Origin of the sequence: Klebsiella sp. CN_Kp113, from assembly GCF_040064585.1 — a bacterium.
GTDB lineage: Bacteria > Pseudomonadota > Gammaproteobacteria > Enterobacterales > Enterobacteriaceae > Klebsiella > Klebsiella michiganensis.
Genome location: NZ_JBEAID010000022.1, coordinates 18,324 through 38,055, shown reverse-complemented (window position 1 = coordinate 38,055; position 19,732 = coordinate 18,324). Strand labels below are relative to the sequence as shown.

Genomic DNA, 19,732 nt, shown 5'->3' with positions numbered 1-19,732 from the left:
CATGGGTACCCTACTCTAAATACGGTAATCCTTTATGACGCAGCTGATAACTTAAGATTATTCGCAGGCGAGTTTACTCTATTACTCAGCGGATCTGGAGGCGTAATGCGCAGTTTTTCCTTGCAATTAACAAGGTTTAAATGAATTTACAGCATGGAATATTTTGAGATTTGAAGAAAATCTGGTTATTTATTTCAAAATGAATAATAAACACAAGTTATGATTCCATATATTTTCATTCATACAACAGATACTTTCATTTTAGATCTAAACACCACTTTTACATTAATAGACGATATTTATAACTATTAATACATATCATTTCAAAGTTTTATCCAAAAACAGGGCGCATTGTCCGCGAGACAATGCGCCATATCGCTTAGTATGCCGCCACCTCGCGCGCCATTTCGCGCGTATATTGCCGGCTGGCGTTAACCAGCATCTGCGTATAGGCCGTTTGCGCCTCGCCGTTGACCAGCGCATCGACCGTCAGGGTTTCAAGGATTTTCCCGTACTGCATTACCGCCACCTTCTGGCATAAATGGGCAATGACGCCCAAATCGTGGGTCACCATCAGGTAAGTGAGTTTAGCCTCCTGCTGCAATTCTGCCAGCAGGTTGAGGATCTCGGCCTGCACCGACACATCCAGCGCCGACGTCGGCTCATCCAGCAGCAGCACCTGCGGCTCAAGGATCAGCGCTCTGGCAATCGCCACGCGCTGCCGCTGGCCACCGGAAAGCTGATGCGGATAGCGTTCGCGAAACGCACGATTGAGGCCCACTTTGTCCAGCAGCGCATGAATCCGCCGGTCGCGATCGTGAATGCGATGAATCTGCAGCGGCTCTTCAAGGATATCGCCAATGGTGTGACGGGGATGCAGCGATCCGTACGGGTCCTGAAATACCATCTGCACCTGACGGCAGCGCTCGCGGCTAATCTCATGCCCTAAGCGCTGCCCGTCAATGGTTAACTCCCCCTGCCAGTGGGTAAACAGCCCCGCCAGGCACTTCAGCACCGTGGTTTTGCCGGAGCCGGACTCCCCCACCAGACCGTAGATCTCGCCGGGCTTAACGTGGAAATTAACGTCGTACAGCACCTGGTTACGCTTCTCCCCTTCGCCAAACGCGAGGTTGAGACGTTGAACTTCAATCATCATCCACTCCTTATTCCGTTAACCAGCTGGCCTGGCGCTGCAGCACCGGCAGTATCGGGCGACGATGCTGCATATCCGGCAGCGAGTTAATCAGCCCCTGAGTATAGGGATGGCGGGCGTTATCGAGATCGCAGGCGGCAATAGACTCCACCACCCGTCCGGCGTACATCACCAGCACGCGGTCGCAAAAGCTGCGCACCAGGTTGATGTCGTGGCTAATAAAAATCAGCCCCAGCCCGCGCGACTGAACCAGATCATCCAGCAGGCCCAGTACCTGCAGGCGCACCGACACGTCCAGCGCGGAGGTCGGCTCATCGGCAATCACCAGCTCCGGGTCGGTAATCAGCATCATGGCAATCATGATGCGCTGCCCCTGTCCGCCGGATATCTCATGCGGATAAAGCTGATAAACGCGCTCCGGCTGGCGAATACGCACCACCTCCAGCATCTCCAGCGCCTTTGCCTTCGCCTCATCTTTGCGTCCCGGATGATGGGTCAGCCAGGCCTCGGCGATTTGCTTACCGACGCAGACCACCGGATTAAGCGAATATTTCGGGTCCTGCATAATCATGGAGATACGTTTGCCGCGCACGCCGCGCATCTGCGCTTCAGTAAGATGCAGCAGATCGAGGTTGGCAAACTGCATCCGGCTGGCGCTGACGCGGGCCTTTTTCGGATGCAGCTGCAGCAGAGCGCGCCCAACGGTGGATTTACCTGAACCGGACTCGCCGACAATGGCCAGCTTTTCGCGCCCCAGCTGGAAGGAGACGCCGCGCACGGCATGGGTCACCGCGCTGCCGTTAACAAAGTCGACGCACAGATCGCGCACATCGAGCAGCGGAGCATTATTCGCTGCGGGGATCGAGGATGTCACGTAGGCCATCTCCTAAGAAGTTAAACGCTAAGCTGTTGATCAGAATCGCCAGCCCCGGAATCGTAACCACCCACCAGCACTCCATCATGTAAGTGCGCCCGCTGGAGATCATCGCCCCCCACTCCGGCTCCGGCGGCTGCGCGCCGAGCCCGAGAAAGCCCAGACCGGCCGCGGTCAGAATGATCCCGGCCATATTCATGGTGATACGGATAATGACCGAGGGCAGACACAGCGGCACGATATGGTGCCAGAGGACGCGGGCCGATGATGCGCCCTGCAGACGTACGGCGGAGATAAAATCGGCCTGGCGCAGAGAGAGCGTTTCGGCGCGCGCCAGGCGGGCTATCGGCGGCCAGGCGGTGAGCGTGATGGCGATAACCACGTGCTCCAGCCCCGGACCTAAGGCGGCGACAAACGCCAGCGCCAGGACCAGACTCGGGAAGGAGATGAAAATATCGGTGACGCGCATCAGCACCATATCGACCTTACCGCCAAAATAGCCGGCGCTGACGCCGAGCAGCAGCCCGAGCGGACCGACGGTCACCGAGACCAGCAGCACGATATAGAGCGTGATGCGCGAGCCGTACACCAGGCGGCTAAAGATATCCCGGCCAAACTCATCGGTGCCGAACCAGTGCTGCGCGTTCGGCGCGACCAGCGCGCTGTTGAGGTCCTGTACCAGCGGGTTATACGGCGCAATCAGCGGCGCGAAAATCGCCACCACCAGCAGCAGAAAGATAATTCCGCCGCCGATGGCCGTTAGCGGGTTGCGCGCCATTTTGCCGATAAACCCGACGGCCCGCGCCGCCGCGCGTTGCAGCCGCTGACGGCCTTCGCCCGTGCCGCCCGAAAGCGGCGAATCCAGAGAAACGGTCATGATTTTGTCCTCGGGTCAAAGAATTGATACAGCATGTCGGAGAGCAGGTTGAGCATCACGAAGATCGCCCCCACCAGCAGCACGCAGCCCATTACCGCATTCATATCGCCCAGCAGCAGGCTACCGGTGAGGTAGGAGCCGAAACCCGGCCAGGAGAAGACGGTTTCAATCAGCACCGCGCCTTCCAGCAGCGCGCCGTAGGCCAGCGCCACCACCGTCAGCAGCTGTACGAGGATATTGCGAAACGCATGGTTCCAGATGACCTGACGCTCGGTCAGCCCCTTCACCCGCGCGGTAATAATGAACTCCTGCGACAGCTGGGCCAGCATAAAGCTGCGGGTCATGCGGCTGATGTAGGCCAGCGAGTGAAAGCCGAGCAGCGAGGCGGGCAGAATCAGGTGATTAATTGCGTTCCAGAAGACCTGACCGTTGCCCGCCAGCAGCGCATCAACGGTCATCAGCCCCGTGCGGCGCGGCACCATACCGTCCAGACCAAGGTCCACCCGTCCGGCGCCGCCCACCCAGCCGAGCCAGGCGTAGAAGACTAAAAGCCCCATCATCCCGACCCAGAAAATCGGCGTCGAGTAGCCCGCCAGGCTGATAATGCGCACGACATAATCGGAGACGCTATTGCGCCGCGCCGCCGCCAGCACGCCCAGCGGAATACCGAGGCCCGCGCCGACGAGAATCGCCATCGTCGCCAGCTCCATGGTTGCCGGGAAGACGCGGATAATGTCGTCCACCACCGGTTTCCCGGTCAGCAGCGCGTTGCCCAGATCGCCGTGCAGCAGGTTGACGAAATAGATGCCAAACTGGGTGGTCAGCGATTTATCAAACCCCAGCTGATGGTAAACCTGCTGGTAGGTACTCTGGTCAGCGTCCGGGCCAACAATCGCCAGCACCGGGTCGATGGGCATGACGCGGCCAATAGTGAAGGTCAACAACAGCAGGCCGAACAGCGTAATCACCACCTGCAGCAGCCGTTTTGATAAGCGCCGGCCGCGTGAGCCGGGCGCAAGGATTGCGATACTCATCCTTTCTCTCCTTCGCGGACTTTATCGACGTCACGCAGAAAAGTGGTGGCAGAGGGGTGCGGCTGATACTGCCGCACCTCGTTACGCACCACCACGGAATCGACCATCTGCGAAAGCGGAATGAGGGCCGGGACCAGCTGGTCGTAGCGCGTCTGGATGGCCTGGTAGTCGGCCACCTGTTTTTGCGGATCGCGTTCCAGCAGGGCGCGGTCAATCATCGCGTTGAGCTGTGGGTCGTAAAAGCCGGTGCGCCAGCCCTGGAAGTTGGTCAGGCGCGCCTCATCGCTGTTATCCGGGTTATAGACCAGCGCGCGCAGGCTGGAGTGCGGGTGCGGCTCCATTCCGCTGCCGCCGCGTCCTACCAGCAGGTCAAATTTACGCTCGCGCATCGCGCCGTAGATCTGGTTACCGGTGCCGGTGATAATTTTGGCGTTAATCCCCGCCTGCATCAGCGTCGACTGCACGGCGATAGCAATGTTCAGGAACGGCTGATCCGAGAGGACCCGCAGCGTGGTATCAAAGCCGTTGGGATAGCCTGCTTCCGCCAGCAGCTTTTTCGCCCGCGCCACGTCCAGCTTATAGCCCGGGTCGGGCAGCGTTGACGGCATGCCCGCCTTAATCGGCCGCTGGTGCAGCACCCCGTAGCCCGGCATCAGCGCTTTATTGATGCCCTGGTAGTCAATCAGATAGCGCACCGCTTCACGCACTTTCGGATGGGCGAAGTGCGCCTCTTTCATGCTCATCGCCACGTAGTACATGGTGCCGCGCTGCACCGCATCGACGGTCAGCTGGGGGTCGCTGCGCAGGGCGTTGATGTCGGAAACCGCCATATTGTTGGCAATATCGAGGTCGCCTTTTTCGATCATCAGGCGCAGGGTTTGCGACTCCTGGAAATGGCGCAGCACCACGCGGCTCATTTTCGCCTCGCCGCGCCAGTAGTCAGGATTGCGCTTCATGCGCAGCACATCTTTCGCCTGCCAGGTTTCCAGCGTGAACGGCCCGGAGCCGGCTTCATGGGTGGTCAGCCAGCGGTTACCCCAGTCGTTATCCTGCTGGTGGCTTTGCACCGTTTTGCTGTCGAGCACTCCGAGGTTGCCCAGCGCCGCCAGCGAGTAAATCACCAGCTGCGGATCGTTATCTTTGGGTAACTCGATTTGCACCGTGAAGCGGTCCGGCGCGCTGACCTGGCTGTCGATGTTTTTCTGACTGAAACCGTAGGATTTCCATACCGAGGCCTGCGCCAGGTTGAGGTGCAGGATGCGCCGCATCGACCACACCACGTCGGCGGCGGTCAGCGGATTGCCGGAGTGAAATTTCACGTCGTCGCGCAGATGAAAGGTCAGGGTTTTGCCGTCGGGGCTGATATCCCAGGATTTCGCCAGCGCGGGCTTAACGTTGGTGAGCTGCTCAGGGTCAAGCTCCACCAGCGAGTCGTAGAGGTTGACCACGATCCCCACCACTTCATTACCGGTCATCGCCGCCGGGTCCAGGGTGAGCAGGTTATTCATATTCATACCGATGATGAGCTGGTCGGGCGGCGTTTTCGCCATCGCCGCCCCGCTCCCCATCGACACGGCGAGCGCGAGCAAGCACGCTGCCAGTCGGGAGGTTTTTTTCATATCTCTGTTTGCCTGTACTGTAGGGTACATGTTGCCGGATGACGGCATTTTCGCCTTATCCGGTCTACCGGGCCGCAGACCCGATAAGCGCAGCGCCATCGGGCATTTATTTTTTTGAATCAGTCGTGGCTAACGGTATTGGCTTCGATATACGCAAAATTAATGTCTTCGCCGAGGCCCGGACGTTGTGACAGATGCACAAAGCCCTGGTCATCCATCGGGTCAACAATGCTATTGAGATAAGCCGCCGGTTCATCGTAGTCGAGGAACGGATGCAGCAGGCCGCGCTCGTACCAGCGGCAGTTGCGGATCGCCCCGACCACCGCCAGGCTTGCCGCGCCGTTGCCGTGGACTTCGCAATCCATGCCGAAAGATTCCGCCAGCGCCGCGACCTTCATGGTCGGGGTAATACCGCCCACGCCGTTAGCGCCGGCGCGCAGAATGTCGCAGGCTCCGGCTTTCACCCATTCGGCGCGCATGCGGTGCTTGCCGCCGAAGCTCTCCGGCCCGACGATGGGGATCGACAGATTTTCCGCCAGCCACGCGTAGGAGGACATCGAATCCTCCTCCATCGGCTCCTCAAACCAGGCGAAGTTGAGTTTTTCCAGCTCTTTGCCGATCCACAGCGCCTCGGCGCGGCTGTACCAGTGATAGCCGTCAATCATCAGGTCAATATCCGGCCCCACCGCTTCGCGCACCGCCGCGCAGGCTTTAATGTCCATTTTGGGATTGGGCGCAAAAGAGATTGGCGGCATCCAGGTGTGCAGCTTGATGGCCTTGTAGCCGCGGGCGACCAGCTTTTCGGCAAAGGCGGCATACTCCTCCGGGGTCGACAGACCGCCCGGCAGATCGTCGCCGCACATCGTGCTGCCGTAAGCCGGGACGATGTCGCGATAGCCGCCGAGCAGCTTGTAAACCGGCATCTTAAGGCTGCGGCCTATCAGGTCCCACAGCGCCTGTTCAATAAACGACAGCGCGCGCTCGGTCAGCTGGTGAGCGCTGCCGCGCTGCCAGTGGTTAAGAGCCTGCCAGATACGCTCGCGGTTAAACGGGTCCTGCCCCACCAGCACCTTGCGGAAAAAGGTATTCACCACGAACGGGCGCACCACTTCCGGAGGCGCAAACGAAAAGCCCTGCGCGCCATCATCGGCGGTGATGGTCAGCATCGCCATTTTGGCCATGCTTTCAGCCCCCGGATGGGAGTGCCCGGCGCTGTCGGAAACCCGACGCGTGGGATACTGGAAAACGGTGACATTTACAGATTCAATTTTCATGCTCGGTCCTTATCACGGCCAAATCCGATCGATAGAAGCAAATCGGCAAAGTGGTTTCACATTATTGAAAAGATGTTTCAATATCTAATCTAAGCACAATTACGCAGCAGTGCCTCGGACAAACACCGCTAAGCAAGGCAATAAATTTGGGCATTGGCACAATAAGGCGTGACTGTTTTCACAAAAGATAAGCGAAATGTGAGGCGGATCGGCATGGTGAAAAAGGGGGGCGTGAGCGCAGAAAAGAGAGTAACCGACCGTGTACATCCCGGGATTTTCTGCGCTCACGAAAGGGTGAGTTATTCGACCGCCTCCGCCTCGGCGGTAAGGGCTTCCAGCAGTTCAGGCAGCGCCCGATAGCGCCCAGCGGCGCCCTGAAAACGCGCGTGCTGGCTATCTTCGGCAATCACTATCGTGGCAATCCCCGCCGCCCGGGCGGCGCTAAAGCCGTTGAAGCTGTCTTCGATCACCAGGCACCGGCTGGCGTCGAGATTCAGCTTATCCAACGTCGTCAGATACACCGCCGGATGCGGTTTGCCCTGCGCTTCATCGTCCGCGCTGCAAATCACATCAAAATAGTGCCAGAGCGAGAGCTTGTTCAGCACGGCGGTGATAACCTGCCGGGACGAGGAGGTGGCGAGGGCAATTTTATAACCGGTATGGCGAAAATAGCGTAACGCCTCATGCACGCCGCGCATCGGCTCGCCTTCGGCGGCGATCAGGCCGGTAATACGCTGCAATATCGCGGCCTCAAGCCGCTGCGGGGCAAGCTCAAGCTGGCAATAGCGGCACCAGGTGCGGGCAATATCATCGAGACGTTTGCCTTTGGTCAGGGTTTCGCACTCCTCGACGCTCGCCGTTGCCCCCCACTGCGCGAGGGCGTCGATTTGCGCCTGCCGCCACAGGGCTTCGGAATCAATAATTACGCCATCCATGTCAAAAATCACTGCCTGAATACTCATCATCCACCTCATTAAGGCCGGCATGCCTGGCATGCCGGCCGCATCACCTTAAGAGAACTCCACCTGCTCGCTGGCCGGCGCTTCCTTGTGGGAAAAACCCGGCTGCTCGACGCGAATAAACGCACAGAGGAAAAAAGCCGCCACGTACAGCGCGGTATAGGCGATCACCACCCCGATGGTGCTGAAGAACGGTAGCAAAATCACCGCAATGGCCGGCGCGAGAAAGTTCGACATCCCCGCCGACAGGTTATATACCGAAATGGCCGCGCCTTTGTGCTTCGGCTCCAGCGCCGGGAAAACGGCCGCCAGCGGTACGAACGCGGCGACAAAGATCCCCAGGGCGATAGCCGGAAGCAGCGCCATCGCGAAGTTATGTCCGAAGTGCTGCGGAATGTAATAAAACGCCAGGCTGGAGAGCGCCATGCCGATGCAGCCGAACCAGCGCACCACCTTCATCCAGCCCAGTTTTTCGCCCAGAATGCCCCACAGCACGTTCGAAAAAATGGTGGTGAAGAAGAAGACCGCCCACACCTGCAGCCATTCCGAGGTGGTAAAGCCCAGCTCATCGACGAACATCATCGGCATAATCACCGCAAAGCCGAACAGCGACAGGGTGTTGATAATTCTCACCATGCTCGACAGCAGAATATTGTGGTTGGTATAGAGCAGCGTCGCCGCGCGGCCCAGTTCGGCAAACTTCTCGCGGGTGGTCAGGTTCTGCATATGGTGCGGCGTTTTAATATGGCGCAGGGAAGCCAGCGCAATGATGCCGCCGGTGACGCAGAAAGCCAGCGCCAGCCACAAGGTCCCCAGCTCGCCGATATGCGGGATGGTAAAGCTCGGAATATAGCTGCCGAACACGCCGATGCCGATCGAGTAAACCGCCCAGAACCAGCCGATCGCCGAGCTGGCGTTATCGCTTTTCACGTTGTGGATAATGGCGACGATAAACGAGTAAAGGAACAGCGGATACGCGAAGCCGCGGATGCCGTAGAAAACCAGGATCAGGGCATAGTTCGCGTGACCGAGGCCGAAAACGAGGAACAGCACGTGGAACACGCACCACAGCACGAAGCCAATCATCATGGTCTTCAGCGGCGTGATGATTTCCGCCACCACGCCGGAGATCCACGCCGACAGCGCGGCGGCCAGGCCGTAGAGGGTAAAGGCGAACGATGCCTGCGCCGGGGAGAACCCGAGCTCTTTGATGTAGTGCGACAGGAATGCCAGTTCAAAACCGTCGCCGGTCATAAATACGGCAATGGCGATGTATCCCCAGAGCAGGTTCAGGGGTAAACCGAGCCACTGTTTATTATTGATGGACATAATGACCTCGTTTTTAGGGTACAGGAGGCCGCTCCGGTCAGTTCACCGGAACGGTTATGGTGATAAAAATTAATGCTGCCGATAGTTCAGATCGTTTAAATACAGGGCCTTAAACTGCGCATAGCGCCGCATCAGGGTTTGATGGCGTACCGGGTCCGCGCGCCAGGTCTGCCAGATCTCCGGTTTTTCACAGACTTCGGTAATCGGTTTGCCCGCCGCCAGGCAGGCCAGCCGCGCCGCGCCCAGCGCGCCGCCGGTCTCACCGCCTTTGTGGGTCACCACCGGCATATCGAGGATATCGGCCAACAGCTGCGCCCAGAACGGGCTGCGGGCGCCGCCGCCAACCAGCGAACATTGTTCGATCTGCGTACCGCTCTCTTTCAGTACCTGCAGACCGTCGCTGATGCCGAAGCTCACCCCTTCCAGCACCGCGTAGCCGAGCTGGGCGCGCAGGCTGGAGTGGGTCATGCCCCAGAACATGCCGCGCGCGTCAGGATCGTTGTGCGGCGTACGTTCGCCGGAGAGATAGGGTAAGAAGAACGGCGCGTGGGACTTCTCCTCTTCGCTAAGTTCGGCAATCTCCTCCAGCAGCGCCACTTCCGTGGTGCCGGTCAGGCGGCAGAACCACTGCAAACAGCTGGCGGCGCTGAGCATCACGCTCATCTGATGCCACAGATTCGGCAGCACGTGACAAAACGCATGGACCGCCGACTGCGGAGCCGGACGATAGGCGTCGGTCACCACAAACAGCACCCCGGAGGTACCAAGCGAAATGAACGCATCCCCGGGCGAAACCGCGCCGACGCCTATGGCGCTGACCGCGTTATCGCCGCCGCCTCCGGCTACCGCTACCGAGGCGTTCAGCCCCCAGCGTTCGGCCACCTGCGGGTCAAGGGTAGAGGAGACCTCGCAGCCTTCAACCAGGGTCGGCATCTGGCTGCGCGCCAGGCCGCATTTATCCAGCAGAGCGTCGGACCAGTCGCGCTTCGCCACGTCCAGCCACAGCGTCCCGGCGGCGTCGGACATATCGGAGACTTTTTTACCGGTCATCCGGTAGCGCAGATAATCCTTCGGCAGCAGCACCGTGGCGGTGCGCTGAAAGTTTTCCGGCTCATGGCGACGCACCCACAGCAGCTTCGGCGCAGTAAAGCCGGGCATCGCCAGGTTTCCCGCCACCTGATGCAGCTCCGGCGCCATCTCTTCCAGCTCCGCGCACTCCGCGGCGCAGCGGGTGTCGTTCCACAGGATTGCCGGGCGAATCACCTCCCCGTCGGCATCCAGCAGAACCGCGCCGTGCATCTGCCCGGAAAGGCCAATGGCCTTAATGGCCGGCCAGTGCTGGGCGCATTTTTCCCGCAGCGTGGTCATCAGATACTCCGTCGCCTCCCACCATGACTGCGGCGACTGTTCTGACCAGTGCGGATGGGGCCGCTGAATGCTCAGCGGCGCGCTATGGCTGGCGATAACCTCATTGTTCTCATCAATGACCAGCGCTTTGACTTCCGATGTGCCGAGATCGATACCCAGATACATAGCCACCTCTTAGTTAATCAGCGTATAAACGGCCGCCACTTTTTCGCGCATCAGCGCGAGGAAATCGGCGTTTTCGGCCAGTTCGCCAAACAGCGCTTTATCGCGGGCGTAAAGGGCCAGCGGATCGTTGGCTTCAAACATCTGATGCACCCCCTCGGCGTCGAGGATGCCGTCCTGGTACTCATACGGCAGGGTGCCCTTGTGCCACTGCTCCATAAAGACGAAGAACAGCGCGGGCAGCATGGCGGTGGCTTGCGGGCGAACGCCGCGCTGGTAGCACTCCTGCAGGGTTGGGGCGATCATCGCCGGAATTTTCGAGAAGCCATCGGCGGCGACGCGCTGGTTGGTGTCCTGGATATATGGGTTGGTAAAGCGTTTGAGCACCACGTCGCGATAGGCCGGCAGGTCAATGCCGTTATCGCCGAGGCATGGGATCACATCTTCCGTAACGTAGCGGTCGGCAATGGCGTAGATGAAATCCGTTAGCGTGCTTTCATGAATGTACTGCTGGCCAATTAACGTTCCCGCCCACGCAATGCAGCTGTGCGACGAGTTCAGAATGCGAATTTTCGCCTCTTCGTAAGGAATCACCGACGCCACCATCTCAACCCCGACCGCTTCCAGGTTCGGGCGTTCATCGCGGAAGTTGTTTTCCACCACCCACTGGATAAAGGTCTCGCCCATCACCGGCGCTTTATCGTCAATGCCGGTCTGCGCTTTGATGCGCGCGGGCAGGTCCGCCGCCGGGCGCGGGGTGATGCGGTCGACCATGGTGTTCGGACAGGTGGTGTTGGCGGCCATCCAGTCAATCACCGCCTGCTTGCCGGTTAGCTGCAGGAACTCAACCATACCGTCGTGGAAGCGTTCGCCGTTATGGCGCACGTTATCGCAGTTCAGCAGAGTCAGCGGCCCGGCGTTGTCCGCCATACGCTTTTCCAGAATCCGCGCGATAGTGCCGTAAATCGTTTTGCACTCCCCTGCCAGATCGGCCTGCAAATCGGGGTTGCTGGTTTCCAGCTTATGGCGGGTATTCAGGTAGTAGCCACCTTCCGTCACGGTGAAGGCGATGACTTTGGTCTGCGGGTTTGCCCCTTCGTTAATCAGCGGCTGCAGCCCGGCCTGCCACGGCAGCAGTTTCTGAATGGAGGTGATCTCTTCATATTCACGTTCCCCTTCCGGGCTGACGGTTTCCAGCACATAGCGCCCGCCCTGCGCCGCCAGCGCCTGAACCACCTGTTCGGCGTCGTTGCGGATATTCCCCGCCGCGATGTGCCAGCGTTTATCTCCGGAAGCGATCAGACGATGCAGATACCACGCCTGATGCGCGCGATGAAAAGAACCCAGACCAATGTGAAGCCATGTGAATTGATTGTTCATGTTCCGCTCTCCTTGAGTTGATGGCCTCACTGTAAATGATCAATTGACCAAAATAAGAGCCACGGATCACAAAAGAACAATTACCCAATAAAATTACAAATGACCAGAAAAGAGCAAAAGCTTGCCAGTTTTCCCGACCACGGCGAGAATGCGGGTATTCGCCGGGCGAAATTATCGCCGCGGCCCGACACTTAGGGCAGGAAAGCATGAGCAAAGAAGATGATATCCGGCTGGATCAAAAGGTCCGCGCCGCGTGGATGTACTACATCGCCGGGCAGAATCAGAGCGAGATCGCCAGCCAGCTTGGCACGTCGCGGCCGGTGGTACAGCGGCTGATCGCCGCCGCGAAAGAAGAAGGGATTGTGTCGATTAGTCTGCACCACCCGGTGGCGAACTGCCTCGACTATGCGCAGCTGCTGCAGGAGAAGTACCGGCTTATCGAGTGCAATATCGTCCCCGCCTTTAACGAAGAAAGCACCCTGGATAGCGTCTCCTTCGGCTGCTATCAGCTGATGGCCCGCTATCTGCAGGATGATAAAGAGAAAATCATCGGCCTGGGTTCCGGCCTGACCCTGAAAAAAGCGCTGCAGCGCATCGACTTCGACAGTCTGAACACCCGCTGCGTCGCCCTGATCAGCGCCATGGACGCCGACGGCCAGTGTAACTATTACGATGACGTCCCGCTGCTGCTGACCAGCAAAATTAAGGCCAAGTACTATCAGTGGCCCGCGCCGCGCTACGCGCAGACCCAGGACGAGTACGACATGTGGTGTACCAGCCGGCTGTTTCGCAGCGTTTCCGCCGTCGCCCGCCGGGCGGACGTTATTTTTGTCGGCATTGGGCCATTAGGTACCCAAAGCCCCATCTTCAAAGATGGCTTTATCAATCAGGCGCAGATGGATGAGCTGACCGCACGCGGCGGCATCGGCGAGATCATGGGACGCTTTATCGATGCCGAAGGCGGCGTGGTGGAGAGCGAAATCAACAGAATGATCACCAGCTACGATATCCGCCAGAACCAGTGCCCGCGCATCGCGGTGGCGTGCGGCGAGTACAAACGCCCGGCGATTCTGGCGGCGCTTAAAGGCGGCTGGATCAACGGCCTGGTGACCGACGAGCACACCGCCCGCTGGCTGCTGACGCGCTAACGGCGGCAGCCGGATCAGCGGCTGCTCATCAACAGCGGCGGGATTTCAATCCGCTGCTGCCCGGCCTCGCCGGCGTCAATAATCGTGAACACCGCTTCCAGCATCGCCGGCACGTCCTGCTGCACCATGTCGATATCGTGCCCCAGCAGATAGACAAACGGGTCCCAGTCGAAGCAGCCCATCGGCGGCTGCTCGCTGCCGGTAAGTCCCGCCTGCGACAGCCAACGCACCACCCCTTCCAGCGATATTGTCGAGTTGACAAATAGCCCCGGCAATGGGGTCTTCGCGGTAGCAAACCGCTCCTGCAGGCAGGCCTCAACTTTGCCTTTTGAATAGCCGGGCGCCAGGATATTTTCCTGCGGCACGACCAGCCCCTGCTCCCGATGCGCATCGTGGAAGCCGCGTAAACGCTCGCGGGTGTTATGGTCGCTGCTGCGCCCGCCGATAAAGGTCAGCGGCGCCAGCGCTCCCCGGCGGCGAGCGCTGTTGGCGAGGATTTTGTGGGTCAGCGCCTTCGCGCCGCCGTAGTTATCCGATATCACCGACGGGGCGACAGAGCCCGGCAGGTCGAGATTGACCGTGGGCACGCCTGCCTGCTGGCACAGGGCGGTAATTTTGTCCGGATTGGTTGCCCCAGTGGCCACCACCCAGTCAACCTGCCAGGAGAGCATCGCTTTTACCGCTTCGATCTCCAGCTCCGGCCTCCGGCGCGTACAGGTGATAATCGGCAGCAGGCCGCGCTCGCGGGCCATCTCCTCAAAGCGCTCCGCCACCGAACCGAAATAGCGGTTATCGTATTTGGGGATAATCATACCGATGACGCGCGATTTTTTGCTGCGCAGCATGCTGGCCTGGCGGTTAATCGCATAGCCCTGCTCCTCGGCAATCCGCGTCACCTTTTCGGCAAGCTTCGCGCTGATGCGGCGCTTTTTCCAGTTGCCGTTGAGGATAGCGCTCACCGCGCTCGCCGAAACGCCGGACAGTTCCGCCAGGTCGTAAATCGTGATTTTCTTCATTTTCCCAACTTGCGTCACAAAATCATTTCGCTGTTAATTTCCCCACTTGCTCAATCGATGAAGCTAGCGCAACATGAGCTTCATCGATTGAGCTTCCATTTTACTTCCCGAAGTATTAACGCATTCAGCGTGAATACGCCAGCGAACATCAAAAAAATGACGCTCATATTCAATACCTTAACAAGTTTTCGTCTCCAGCGTCGAACGCGATGCCCTCGCGTTCGATAGTTCCAACCAGACTCTGTAAAGGATTATAAAATGAACCACTCTGTCTCCTCTATGAATACTTCCCTTAGCGGTAAAGTCGCCGCCATTACCGGCGCGGCGTCCGGTATCGGCCTCGAATGCGCCAGAACCCTGCTGGGCGCTGGCGCAAAAGTGGTGCTTATCGACCGTGAAGGCGAGAAGCTCAACAAACTTGTCGCCGAACTCGGCGAAAACGCCTTCGCCATGCAGGTTGACCTGATGCAGGCGGATCAGGTCGATAATATTCTGCAGGGTATTTTGCAGCTTACCGGGCGTCTCGATATTTTCCACGCCAACGCCGGAGCTTACATCGGCGGGCCGGTGGCCGAGGGCGATCCGGACGTGTGGGACCGCGTGCTGCACCTCAACACCAACGCCGCCTTCCGCTGCGTGCGCAGCGTCCTGCCGCATCTTATCGCGCAAAAGTCCGGGGACATTATCTTCACCAGCTCTATCGCGGGGGTGGTGCCGGTGATCTGGGAGCCTATCTATACCGCGTCGAAATTTGCCGTCCAGGCGTTTGTTCATACTACCCGCCGCCAGGTTTCGCAGTACGGTGTGCGCGTCGGCGCCGTGCTGCCGGGCCCGGTGGTCACCGCCCTGCTGGACGACTGGCCGAAAGCCAAAATGGACGAAGCGCTGGCCAACGGCAGCCTGATGCAGCCGATTGAGGTGGCCGAGTCGGTGCTGTTTATGGTGACGCGCTCGAAAAACGTCACCGTACGCGACATTGTGATCCTGCCGAACAGCGTGGATCTCTGACCGTTCAACCAGACTGTGTGAGAGGATGTTATGCAAATCGATACGCAACATATTATTGGCGTCGATGTCGGTTCGGGCAGCGTTCGCGCCGGGGTGTTCAATCTGCGGGGCGAGCTTCTCGCCCACGCGACCCGGGAAATTACCCTGTTTCGCAGCGCCGGAAGCGTGGTCGAACAGTCGAGCCGCGAGATCTGGCAGGCGGTGTGTTACTGCATTAAAACGGCGGTGGCCAGCGCCGGGGTCGCGCCGTCATCGATTGCCGGAATCGGCTTCGATGCCACCTGCTCGCTGGTGGTGATTGGCGATAACGACGCCCCGCTGGCGGTTGGGCCTTCGGAAGATGCGGAGCGCAACATTATCGTCTGGATGGATCACCGCGCCACCGGGCAGGCGGAAAAGATCAACGCCACGGGCCACGCGGTGCTGCAGTACGTCGGCGGTAAAATCTCGCCGGAGATGGAAACGCCGAAAATTCTCTGGCTGAAGGAGAACCGCCCGCACATTTATCAGCAGGCGCGCCACTTCTTCGACCTCGCCGATTATCTCACCTGGCGCTCGACCGGCGATTTAGCCCGCTCGGTCTGTACCGTGACCTGTAAATGGACCTACCTGGCGCATGAACAACGCTGGGATGCCAGCTACTTCCGCCAGATTGGCCTCGAAGAGCTGGCGGATGAAGATTTTGTCCGCATCGGCCAGCGGATTGTCGATCCGGGAACCCCCTGCGGCGACGGCCTTTGCGCCACGGCGGCAGAGGAGATGGGCCTGCCGGTCGGTACTCCGGTGGCGGTCGGGATGATCGATGCCCACGCGGGCGGTATCGGCACCGTCGGCGTGCTTAACGGCGCGGTCAACAATATGGCCTACGTCTTCGGCACCTCCTCCTGCACCATGACCACCACGCAGGAAGCGGTGTTCGTGCCCGGCGTCTGGGGGCCATATTACTCGGCGATGGTGCCGGGGTTCTGGCTGAGCGAAGGCGGGCAGAGCGCGGCCGGAGCGGCCATCGACCAGCTGCTGAGCTTCCATCCCGCTGCCGCCGAGGCTAAGGCGCTGGCCAGGGCGCGCGGCGTCCCGCTGCCGGTTTATCTTGCCGATAGCGTGCTGGCGAAAGTGGAACGTCCTTCTGCCGCGGTCAAACTCGCCGCCGGGCTGCACGTGGTGCCTGAATTTTTAGGTAATCGGGCGCCGCTGGCCGACCCGCACGCGAAAGCGATTATCGCCGGGCTGGGGATGGAGCGGGATCTGGACAACCTGATGGCGCTCTACGTCGCCGGATTGTGCGGCATCGGCTACGGCCTGCGGCAGATTATTGACGCCCAGAAGGCGTGCGGCATCCACAGCGAGAATATCGTCATCAGCGGCGGAGCCGGGCAGCATCCGCTGGTGCGCCAGCTGCTGGCGGACGCCTGCGGAGTGAGCGTGGTGAGTACCGAATCCAACGAACCGGTGCTGTTAGGTTCGGCGATTCTCGGCGCGGTGGCCGGCCAGATCGCCCCGTCCCTGCCGGAAGCGATGAAGCAGTTTACCCGGGTGGATAAAACCTACCGCTGCGTTGCCCAGTATAGCGCCGATCATCAGCGGCGCTATGAAGCGTATAAAACGCTACAGCACACGGCGCGGCTGATTCGCGAGTAAGCAAGATCCCGGGCTGCGGCGTAAACGCCCTACCCGGGCTACCAGACCGCACGAAACCGTAGCCCGGCCAGGCGTAGCGCCGCCACGCGAATGCTTAAGCGATGGTGACTTTGCCGTCCAGATAGACATCCTGCACGGCATTGATCAGCTTCACGCCGTCGGCCATCGATTTTTTAAACGCCTTACGGCCCAGAATCAGCCCCATGCCGCCCGCGCGCTTGTTGATAACCGCGGTGCGCACGGCGTCGGAGAGATCGGTTTCCCCGCCCGCGGCGCCGCCGGAGTTAATCAGCCCGGCGCGGCCCATATAGCAGTTCGCCAGCTGGTAACGCACCAGGTCGATCGGATTATCGCTGGTGAGCTTGCTGTAAACCCGGTCATCGGTATAGCCGAAGTTCACCGCTTTATAGCCGCCGTTATTTTCCGCCATTTTCTGCTTCACGATATCCGCGCCGATGGTCGCCGCCAGATGGTTAGCCTGGCCGGTTAAGTCAGCGGAAACGTGGTAGTCGACGCCATCTTTCTTAAACGCCGAATTACGCAGATAGGCCCACAGCACGGTCACCAGGCCCAGTTCGTGCGCGCGCTCAAACGCAGCGGAGATTTCTTCGATTTGACGACGAGACTGTTCGGAACCGAAATAGATCGTCGCCCCGACCGCCACGGCCCCCATATTGAACGCCTGCTCAACGCTGGCGTACAGCGTCTGATCGTATTCGGTCGGGTAGCTCAGCGTTTCGTTATGGTTCAGCTTGACCAGGAAGGGGATGCGGTGCGCATAGCGGCGCGACACCGAGGCCAGCACGCCATAGGTGGAGGCCACGCAGTTACAACCGGCCTCAATGGCCAGTTCGACGATATTTTTCGGATCAAAGTACAGCGGGTTGGCGGCAAAAGAGGCGCCAGCAGAATGCTCTACGCCCTGGTCGACCGGCAGGATCGACAGATAGCCGGTTCCCGCCAGGCGGCCGGTGTTATACAGGGTTTGCATATTACGCAGCACCGCCGGCGGACGGTTGTTATCAACCATCACCCGATCGACGTAATCCGACCCCGGCAAATAGAGCTGGTCGGCTGGAATCGTCATACAGCGGTGCTGTAAAAGCGTGTCGGCATCTTTGCCAAGCAACTGCGTAATATCAGTCATAGCGATCTCCCATAAGTGCCGGTCGAAACCGGCATGCGTTTTCCCAACCCAATTATTTTGGGCAGGTTAAGCCTGGTACCGACTCAGCAGATTTTCCAGCCGGGAGCCTATTTTTTCAGCATAGTCTGCTGACACGTTGTCTTGCCGTTTACCACCAGGCGTGGAAATGGTGTACCGGGCCGATCCCGTGCCCCACTTCCAGCGAATCCGCCTGCGCCAGCGCCGCCGAAAGCCAGCCCTTGGCTTCCGTCACGGTTCGCCCCCAATCCTCGTAACGCGGACGCAGGGCCGCCAGCGCCGCCGACAGCGTACAGCCGGTACCGTGGGTGTTTTTGGTCTGGACTCTCGGCGCGGTAAAGCGCTGCTCCCCGTCGCGGGTAAAGAGCCAGTCCGGGCTTTCCGCATCATCGAGATGGCCGCCTTTCATTAATACCGCTCCGCAGCCCATTCCCAGCAGCGCTCTGCCCTGCTCCAGCATCTCCTGTTCCGTTCTGGCATGCGGCGCATCCAGCAGCGCCGCCGCTTCCGGCAGGTTCGGGGTGATCAGCGAGACCTGCGGCAGCAGGCGCTGGCGCAGCGTCTCTACCGCCGAGGCTGAGAGCAGCGGATCGCCGCTTTTCGCCAGCATGACGGTATCGAGCACCACATTTTTAATCTGATAACGCGCCAGCCGTTCCGCCACCGCCTCGACGATATCGGTTTCCGCCAGCATCCCGATTTTGGTGGTATCAATGCGCACATCGCTGAAAACGGAATCGAGCTGCGCGGCGACAAAATCAGGCTCTATCCGGTACACCGACTGGACGCCGCGGGTATTTTGCGCCACCAGCGCGGTGATGACCGAGCAGCCGTAGGCGCCCAGCGCCGAGAAGGTTTTGAGATCCGCCTGGATCCCCGCGCCGCCGCTCGGGTCGGTGCCGGCGATGGTTAGCGCATTAATTCGTTTCACAGATCGCCTCCCGCATAGAGCGCATCGAGGAAGGCGGGAGTAAAGCTGCCGGGGCCGCCCTGCAGCGCCGCTTTTCCCCCCGCAAGCTTCATCAGACCGCAGGCCGCGGCCACGTTCTCCAGCCGATCGCCGGGCATCGCCGCAGCGGCGGCAACCACCGCCGATAGCGCGCAGCCGGTGCCGACTACCCGGGTCATCAGCGGATCGCCGCCGGTGACCGCGCGCGTGCGCTGGCCGTCGGTCACGTAATCGACCTCGCCGGTTACCGCGACAACGGTATTCAGCTGGCGAGCCAGCTCCTGGGCCGCGGGCAGCGCTGCGGCGGCGGTATCGGTCGTATCGACGCCGCGCCCGCCGCCGCTCATTCCGGCCAGGGCCATAATTTCCGACGCATTACCGCGAACGGCGGCAGGCTGCAGCGCCAGCAGTTCTCGGCAAAATTCTGTCCGTAAGGTCAGCGCACCGACCGCCACCGGGTCCAGCGCCCACGGTTTACCCGCCTGCTGCGCGCTGTGCGCCGCCGCACGCATCGCCGCCGCGCGTTCAACCGTCAGCGTACCGACATTAATCAGCAGCGCATCGGCAATGGCGGCAAACTGGCTGGCTTCGTCCGGGTCGATAACCATCGCCGGGGATGCGCCAATCGCTAACAGGACGTTGGCGGTAAAGGTCTGCACCACGTCGTTGGTCATGCAGTGAACAAGAGGAGAATGGCGGTGAAAAAGGTGCCGCAGATGGGCAATATGCGCGGGGTTCAGCAGGTCAGACATCGTTTGCTCCCGCCAGGCGATGAAGAA

Annotated in this window: 17 protein-coding genes; 3 read left to right on the top strand and 14 right to left on the bottom strand. The window is 59.9% G+C overall.

Going from position 1 to position 19,732, the window contains the following annotated elements; translation table 11 throughout:
* Positions 1-379: 379 nt before the first annotated feature.
* The 10 genes from ABLV30_RS13990 to dalD all read right to left on the bottom strand — a co-directional run bounded on the left by ABLV30_RS13990 (position 380) and on the right by dalD (position 12,029).
* Positions 380-1,153 carry an ABC transporter ATP-binding protein gene (locus tag ABLV30_RS13990; protein WP_014230105.1) on the bottom strand — a complete coding sequence of 258 codons (774 nt, stop codon included), beginning with the start codon at positions 1,151-1,153 and terminating at the stop codon, positions 380-382.
* A 10-nt stretch (positions 1,154-1,163) separates the two neighbouring features.
* A complete protein-coding gene (locus ABLV30_RS13985) occupies positions 1,164-2,027 on the bottom strand; it encodes an ABC transporter ATP-binding protein (RefSeq protein WP_032719918.1) in 864 nt (287 codons plus the stop codon).
* On the bottom strand, positions 1,999-2,904 hold the full coding sequence (locus ABLV30_RS13980) for an ABC transporter permease (RefSeq protein ID WP_032719861.1): 906 nt from the start codon (positions 2,902-2,904) through the stop codon (positions 1,999-2,001). The genes ABLV30_RS13985 and ABLV30_RS13980 overlap by 29 nt, the downstream gene beginning before the upstream one ends.
* Positions 2,901-3,938, bottom strand: coding sequence for an ABC transporter permease (locus ABLV30_RS13975; RefSeq protein ID WP_032719862.1), 1,038 nt, complete (start codon positions 3,936-3,938; stop codon positions 2,901-2,903). Before ABLV30_RS13975 ends, ABLV30_RS13980 begins: the two co-directional genes overlap by 4 nt.
* Positions 3,935-5,557 carry an ABC transporter substrate-binding protein gene (locus tag ABLV30_RS13970; protein ID WP_128334766.1) on the bottom strand — a complete coding sequence of 541 codons (1,623 nt, stop codon included), beginning with the start codon at positions 5,555-5,557 and terminating at the stop codon, positions 3,935-3,937. The genes ABLV30_RS13975 and ABLV30_RS13970 overlap by 4 nt, the downstream gene beginning before the upstream one ends.
* A gap of 119 nt (positions 5,558-5,676) precedes the next feature.
* Positions 5,677-6,831 carry a mandelate racemase family protein gene (locus ABLV30_RS13965; protein ID WP_032719864.1) on the bottom strand — a complete coding sequence of 385 codons (1,155 nt, stop codon included), beginning with the start codon at positions 6,829-6,831 and terminating at the stop codon, positions 5,677-5,679.
* Positions 6,832-7,130: 299 nt separating this feature from the next.
* Entirely contained in the window at positions 7,131-7,793 is a 663-nt protein-coding gene (locus tag ABLV30_RS13960; protein WP_049070152.1) for an HAD-IA family hydrolase, read from the bottom strand.
* Positions 7,794-7,841: 48 nt separating this feature from the next.
* On the bottom strand, positions 7,842-9,119 hold the full coding sequence (gene dalT / locus ABLV30_RS13955) for a D-arabinitol transporter (protein WP_122116983.1): 1,278 nt from the start codon (positions 9,117-9,119) through the stop codon (positions 7,842-7,844).
* Positions 9,120-9,188: 69 nt separating this feature from the next.
* Positions 9,189-10,652, bottom strand: a complete 1,464-nt coding sequence (xylB, locus tag ABLV30_RS13950; protein ID WP_064391714.1) for a xylulokinase — start codon at positions 10,650-10,652, stop codon at positions 9,189-9,191.
* A 9-nt stretch (positions 10,653-10,661) separates the two neighbouring features.
* Complete coding sequence (dalD, locus tag ABLV30_RS13945) at positions 10,662-12,029, bottom strand: D-arabinitol 4-dehydrogenase (protein ID WP_032693709.1); 1,368 nt, start codon at positions 12,027-12,029, stop codon at positions 10,662-10,664.
* Positions 12,030-12,235: 206 nt separating this feature from the next.
* Between dalD and ABLV30_RS13940 the strand changes: the two genes are divergently transcribed.
* Positions 12,236-13,177 (top strand): sugar-binding domain-containing protein, encoded by a 942-nt coding sequence (locus tag ABLV30_RS13940; RefSeq protein WP_014839020.1) that lies wholly within the window; start codon positions 12,236-12,238, stop codon positions 13,175-13,177.
* A 14-nt stretch (positions 13,178-13,191) separates the two neighbouring features.
* Here ABLV30_RS13940 and ABLV30_RS13935 read toward each other — a convergent pair whose 3' ends face one another.
* Positions 13,192-14,193 (bottom strand): LacI family DNA-binding transcriptional regulator, encoded by a 1,002-nt coding sequence (locus ABLV30_RS13935; RefSeq protein WP_025107794.1) that lies wholly within the window; start codon positions 14,191-14,193, stop codon positions 13,192-13,194.
* Positions 14,194-14,451: 258 nt separating this feature from the next.
* On the opposite strand from ABLV30_RS13935, the gene ABLV30_RS13930 reads away from it, so the two are divergent.
* Both ABLV30_RS13930 and ABLV30_RS13925 read left to right on the top strand, forming a co-directional pair.
* On the top strand, positions 14,452-15,201 hold the full coding sequence (locus ABLV30_RS13930; protein ID WP_265800294.1) for an SDR family oxidoreductase: 750 nt from the start codon (positions 14,452-14,454) through the stop codon (positions 15,199-15,201).
* A gap of 30 nt (positions 15,202-15,231) precedes the next feature.
* Positions 15,232-16,839 (top strand): FGGY-family carbohydrate kinase, encoded by a 1,608-nt coding sequence (locus ABLV30_RS13925; protein ID WP_265800296.1) that lies wholly within the window; start codon positions 15,232-15,234, stop codon positions 16,837-16,839.
* Between the two features lie 94 nt (positions 16,840-16,933).
* Here ABLV30_RS13925 and fbaB read toward each other — a convergent pair whose 3' ends face one another.
* From fbaB to thiM, 3 genes are all read right to left on the bottom strand, one after another.
* Entirely contained in the window at positions 16,934-17,986 is a 1,053-nt protein-coding gene (gene fbaB, locus ABLV30_RS13920) for a class I fructose-bisphosphate aldolase (RefSeq protein ID WP_004852587.1), read from the bottom strand.
* A gap of 148 nt (positions 17,987-18,134) precedes the next feature.
* Positions 18,135-18,935 carry a bifunctional hydroxymethylpyrimidine kinase/phosphomethylpyrimidine kinase gene (gene thiD / locus ABLV30_RS13915; protein WP_265800298.1) on the bottom strand — a complete coding sequence of 267 codons (801 nt, stop codon included), beginning with the start codon at positions 18,933-18,935 and terminating at the stop codon, positions 18,135-18,137.
* Positions 18,932-19,705, bottom strand: a complete 774-nt coding sequence (gene thiM, locus ABLV30_RS13910; protein ID WP_208923975.1) for a hydroxyethylthiazole kinase — start codon at positions 19,703-19,705, stop codon at positions 18,932-18,934. The genes thiD and thiM overlap by 4 nt, the downstream gene beginning before the upstream one ends.
* Positions 19,706-19,732: the final 27 nt, after the last annotated feature.

What these genes read in the sequence shown, in the direction of transcription:
- ABLV30_RS13990 (WP_014230105.1), bottom strand. Translation starts at nt 1,153, where the DNA reads ATGATTGAAGTTCAACGTCTCAACCTCGCGTTTGGCGAAGGGGAGAAG.
- ABLV30_RS13980 (WP_032719861.1), bottom strand. Translation starts at nt 2,904, where the DNA reads ATGACCGTTTCTCTGGATTCGCCGCTTTCGGGCGGCACGGGCGAAGGC.
- ABLV30_RS13975 (WP_032719862.1), bottom strand. Translation starts at nt 3,938, where the DNA reads ATGAGTATCGCAATCCTTGCGCCCGGCTCACGCGGCCGGCGCTTATCA.
- ABLV30_RS13970 (WP_128334766.1), bottom strand. Translation starts at nt 5,557, where the DNA reads ATGAAAAAAACCTCCCGACTGGCAGCGTGCTTGCTCGCGCTCGCCGTG.
- ABLV30_RS13965 (WP_032719864.1), bottom strand. Translation starts at nt 6,831, where the DNA reads ATGAAAATTGAATCTGTAAATGTCACCGTTTTCCAGTATCCCACGCGT.
- ABLV30_RS13960 (WP_049070152.1), bottom strand. Translation starts at nt 7,793, where the DNA reads ATGAGTATTCAGGCAGTGATTTTTGACATGGATGGCGTAATTATTGAT.
- dalT (WP_122116983.1), bottom strand. Translation starts at nt 9,119, where the DNA reads ATGTCCATCAATAATAAACAGTGGCTCGGTTTACCCCTGAACCTGCTC.
- xylB (WP_064391714.1), bottom strand. Translation starts at nt 10,652, where the DNA reads ATGTATCTGGGTATCGATCTCGGCACATCGGAAGTCAAAGCGCTGGTC.
- dalD (WP_032693709.1), bottom strand. Translation starts at nt 12,029, where the DNA reads ATGAACAATCAATTCACATGGCTTCACATTGGTCTGGGTTCTTTTCAT.
- ABLV30_RS13940 (WP_014839020.1), top strand. Translation starts at nt 12,236, where the DNA reads ATGAGCAAAGAAGATGATATCCGGCTGGATCAAAAGGTCCGCGCCGCG.
- ABLV30_RS13935 (WP_025107794.1), bottom strand. Translation starts at nt 14,193, where the DNA reads ATGAAGAAAATCACGATTTACGACCTGGCGGAACTGTCCGGCGTTTCG.
- ABLV30_RS13930 (WP_265800294.1), top strand. Translation starts at nt 14,452, where the DNA reads ATGAACCACTCTGTCTCCTCTATGAATACTTCCCTTAGCGGTAAAGTC.
- ABLV30_RS13925 (WP_265800296.1), top strand. Translation starts at nt 15,232, where the DNA reads ATGCAAATCGATACGCAACATATTATTGGCGTCGATGTCGGTTCGGGC.
- fbaB (WP_004852587.1), bottom strand. Translation starts at nt 17,986, where the DNA reads ATGACTGATATTACGCAGTTGCTTGGCAAAGATGCCGACACGCTTTTA.
- thiM (WP_208923975.1), bottom strand. Translation starts at nt 19,705, where the DNA reads ATGTCTGACCTGCTGAACCCCGCGCATATTGCCCATCTGCGGCACCTT.